Source organism: Pseudoalteromonas sp. TAE79, assembly GCF_000498015.1.
Lineage (GTDB): Bacteria > Pseudomonadota > Gammaproteobacteria > Enterobacterales > Alteromonadaceae > Pseudoalteromonas.
Genome location: NZ_AUTL01000276.1, coordinates 1 through 4,766, shown reverse-complemented (window position 1 = coordinate 4,766; position 4,766 = coordinate 1). Strand labels below are relative to the sequence as shown.

Sequence of the window (4,766 nt, the reverse complement as noted above, 5' to 3'; positions counted from 1 at the left end):
TAATGCCGATCAGTTAAGGTTAATTGATCGGTTGACCGATCTAAATGATCGTGAATAATCCGTAATTAGTTTCGCTAATTACGGTTTTTTTATGGATATTCAAACAGCTCTTTCAACCACCTTCTCATCTGCTGATGAATTTACAACGCTTGATAACTTATCTGGCATCTTAGATCCCGAATTACTTAACCAAGCTTTTGAAAAATCGGGTGTCGCCACCGTTCGTAAACGTCGCCTACCACTCGATGCTGTCGTTTGGTCTGTGATTGGTATGAGTTTATTTCGTCATGAATCTGTTTGGGATATAGCCTCTAAAATGGACATCGCCTTACCAGGTAAAGGGAAACTAGTTGCCCCTAGTGCCATGGTTCAAGCGAGACAACGCTTAGGTGAAGATGCTGTCGAGCAGGTCTTCAAGATGATGGCGTCACGGCATTATAATCATGCCCACTTCGATACATTTTGTGGCTTAAATCTATTAGCAGTTGATGGCGTTGTTTTTCGTACACATGATACGCCAGAGAATAAAGACGTATTTGGGTGTGGCTCAACCCAGTATGGTGAAAATACCTATCCGCAAATTCGGATGGTATGCCACATGGAGCTAACGAGCCATCAACTCATTAATTGTACTTTTAACGGGCAACATCAAGGAGAAATGACACTCGCTGAAGAGCTCATTGAAGGTACACCGGATAACTCATTAACCTTATTTGATCGCGGTTATTATTCATTAGGGCTTTTGCATCGTTGGCACCAAGCAGGGACTGAAAGGCACTGGATGATACCTGTCAGAAAAGGCTTAACCGTTGATACCATAAAGAAAATGAGTAAAAATGACCAGTTAGTGCGTCTTAAAACATCGCCACAAGCGCGAAAAAAGTTTACTGACTTGCCAGAGTTTATAGAAGCTCGGCTGCTTACTTACACGCATAATAATAAGCAGTATCAGATTCTTACATCAATGCTTGATGTAATGCGTTACCCATCAAAAGAAATCGCTGATTTGTACATGCATCGCTGGGAAATAGAAATAGGATATCGAGAAATAAAACAAACAATGTTGCACTCAAACTATATCCTACGCTCAAAAAGGCCGGATATGATAAGGCAAGAATTGTGGGGGTTACTAATTGCCTACAATATTATAAGAATAGCCATGCGTGAGGCAGCAGAGTTACTGGAAGTATGGCCAAATCAACTGAGTTTTTCTCATTGTTCAAGACATATCAATGTATTTCTGTTAACTATCCCACTGACAAGTCCGGGAAATTTACCAAAACGCTATGAGCATTTATTAGAAACGCTGACGCTATTTCAGTTACCAACAAGGCATCATGAGCGCAGCTTTCCACGATGTGTGAAAAAGAAACCATCTAAATATCCCTATAAAAAAAAGCCAGTCAGTGTTAACTGACTGACATTAGGCTATTAAGCCCTTTTTTATGTTTATTTATTCATTTAACTCATCTTCTTGCTCAGATATTTTAATTTGTTCCTTTAAAAATTGAGCAGCTTTAGAGTATTCAATTTCTAGCTTATCTCTTAACTCTATTAATTCATCGGTTGTGAGTTCACCTTCTTTACATTTATCTTCAAATGCACTTGAAAGTTCTGCCACCGTTTGGGCACCAATTGTCTTGGAGATCGATTTTAATTGATGACACCCTTCAATAATCTCATTTAAGTCGTTAACCATAACGCCGGAATTAATACTCTTAATTAAGCCTTGGCTTTGTTCTAAATACATTTTGAAGAAACGAATTTGCTTAGCGTTATCACCGTTTACATATTTAGCAACAGCTTCCATATCAATAGGTAGTGCCATAGTTTGATGAATAACTACATTCGGGTTTTGGCTTTGTTTATCGCTCCAACGTTTTAGAGTTTCTTCTAACGCGTTTAGCTCTATAGGTTTGGTAATGAAGTCGTTAATACCTACCGCTAAACAGCGCTCTTTTTCGCCTTTAAGTGCGTTTGCTGTTACTGCAATAATGTAAGGCTGTGCATCAATCGATTCTAATAGCTCTGCTTCATTACGGATTTTTTCGACCATATCGTAACCCGACATTTTAGGCATGTGTAAGTCGGTTAAAATAAGTGAGTAATCACCTTTTCTCCACATATCTAGGCCTTCTTCACCGTTGTTCGCTATTTCAACGCCAAAGCCCAGTATATGTAGTTGATTGGTGAGGACTTGTTGGTTTAGAAGGTTATCTTCAACAAGTAAAACCAATTTGTTTGAATTACGTGCCTGCTCAACATTTAAATAGTTATTAAGTGTTTTGGTTTTTTTAATTTGCTTAGGTGTATGTAACCCTGCAGCCACCAATATAGAAAGCATAAAGTTAGATTTACATAGAGGAGAAGCATTAATATAAAAAATGTTTTTATGATTTATAGCTGCTTCATCAAGCTTACTTAGTACTACAACTTGTTGGTTATAATCCTCTAATGAATAAAATAAACGTCTAAGCAGCGCATTAGTTTTATCCATATTGTCTATGCCATCAGCCACCCAAATAATATCTTGTGAATGCTGGTGCTCTTCAATTTCTTCTTCTGTGTGTGCATAAATTATTTTAGCGCCCATGAACGATAAATAACGGTACATTGTTTTTTCACGTTCTAGGTGATTACTAACTACAACAATTTTCTTGCCATTTAATGCACCTTTATGTGCGTACTTAATTTTACCCGATGTGCTAAAGGGCAGCTCTACTGTAAACTCACTGCCAATTCCCGTATGACTAGTTACATGAATAGTACCTAACATAAGCTCAGTTAAGCTTTTACAAATAGAAAGACCTAAACCGGTGCCACCATATTCTCGGGTAATTGAGTTTTCGGCTTGAATAAATGGATTAAATATTTCGCGAAGTTGCGCCTGCGACATGCCTTTACCGTTATCAGTTACGCAAAAGCGTAAGGTAAAGTGATCAGTCGTATTATGAACCACCTCTACTGATATTTTTACATGGCCTTGGGTTTTTTCATCAGTGCTAGTGAATTTAATTGCGTTGCTACATAGGTTATAAAGCACCTGACGTACACGCACACTATCACCGGTAAGGTTGATTGGAATATCTGGTGCTATTGCTAGCTCTAAATCAAGCTCACGTTTTTTAGCAACTGATGAGAGTACTCGAGCAACTTCTTCAATGGTATCGGTTACCGAAAATGGGATCGGGTCAATATTTAATTTTCCAGCCTCAATTTTAGAAAAGTCTAAAATATCGTCCAAAATACTCAATAACGAGAATGCTGATTCACGAATAATCGTACTTAAGCGATGCTGAGCGCCATCAAGTTCGGTTTGGCGAAGTAAATCAATAGTACCTATAACACCGTTCATTGGCGTTCTAATCTCATGACTCATGGTTGCTAAAAACGTTGTTTTAGTCTCGCTTGCTCGCTCTGCTTTTAGTGTTGCTTGCTCAAGCGCTAAAGTACGATTTTGTACTTCGGCCTCTAGACCATTTTGTAATTTATAAAGCTCTTTTTGGGCTGCGTCATTCTCACTCATTGCACTTTGTACTTTTTGCAATAATAGATTGATGTGTCTTGCAACTACACCTAGGCCAATATCGAGTTGCTCGTCAACATTACTATTGTAATTAGCATCGTCGATGATTGCCTGTAGCTCTTGCGTAAGAATGTCAGTACTTTTACGTAAGCGAGTATTAATGTACATATTAAACATTAAAGTAAATATAAATAATGCAGCTACGCTCGCTATAGCAATAATGTAGGCAATAACTTGAGAGTTTTGAGCGCTTAAAGGAGCGGTTTGTAGGTTTTGCTTAATAATAAGCTCGCCAATAGGTTGATCGTTTAACAGCAGTAAGTGGTGTAGGATGCCTTCTTCTACTAGATGCTTTTCAGTTTTAATTGAAGCGATAGCAGGTTTACTGCTGCTATATACCAACTGAGTATCTGATGTAGCATTGAAACGATATAGAGTATATTCAAAGTCATCATCTAATAACGACGTTAAATCAAGTAACTGCCTTACTTTACCTTGACCATACATAGTTAATGCATCAACCATAGGTAAGTCTAATCTATCGGCAAGCGTTACAATATTAACAGATGATGCAGGTTGGGCTGTCTTAACTTCAGTTTGTGAATAAAATGAGTGGGCAATAATAGCAAGCGCTGTTACTGCAATATTTATGATTAAAAAAAGAGGTAATAAGCCTTTGACTGGCGATGAAAATTTACTCTGCATTGATTGTTTCCAATTGATGTGATTTTACTACGATAAGTCCCTATCGTACGTATCTAAGCTAATCGTAACATTTACAAAAAATAATTCACTACTGTTTTAGTCTGATTTATTTATATTTATAGTTCGACTTGTGGTAAAAATGAACGTTATTAATAAAAAATGCACTGAGTTGCCTGAAAACCGTTCAAACAGTTATAAAGAATAAAAAAAAAGTTGACTTGTAAGGGCAAAACTCGTTTAATACGCCGCACGCCCAGATAGCTCAGTCGTTAGAGACGAGTGGGAATTGCATTAAAAATCATTTAAGATTTTTAATTAGCACTGTTTAAGTGCCTCGATAGCTCAGTTGGTAGAGCAGAGGATTGAAAATCCTCGTGTCCCTGGTTCGATTCCGGGTCGAGGCACCATTTATTAAAGTAGTGGTGTTTAATCAACAGTTTAAACATTATTACACGTGCCTTAGCACACAGTTTTGTGTGCCGACTTAGCTCAGCTGGTAGAGCAACTGACTTGTAATCAGTAGGTCAACCGTTCG

The 4,766-nt window shown here is 37.8% G+C and carries 2 protein-coding genes and 1 tRNA gene; 2 read left to right on the top strand and 1 reads right to left on the bottom strand.

Going from position 1 to position 4,766, the window contains the following annotated elements:
* Positions 1-91 precede the first annotated feature (91 nt).
* Positions 92-1,417 carry an IS4 family transposase gene (locus tag L655_RS0122400; protein WP_024604027.1) on the top strand — a complete coding sequence of 442 codons (1,326 nt, stop codon included), beginning with the start codon at positions 92-94 and terminating at the stop codon, positions 1,415-1,417.
* A 36-nt stretch (positions 1,418-1,453) separates the two neighbouring features.
* On the opposite strand, the gene L655_RS0122395 is transcribed toward L655_RS0122400, so the two are convergent.
* Complete coding sequence (locus L655_RS0122395; protein WP_024606328.1) at positions 1,454-4,231, bottom strand: ATP-binding protein; 2,778 nt, start codon at positions 4,229-4,231, stop codon at positions 1,454-1,456.
* Between the two features lie 331 nt (positions 4,232-4,562).
* Between L655_RS0122395 and L655_RS0122390 the strand changes: the two genes are divergently transcribed.
* Positions 4,563-4,638: transfer RNA gene (locus L655_RS0122390), tRNA-Phe, on the top strand.
* Positions 4,639-4,766: the final 128 nt, after the last annotated feature.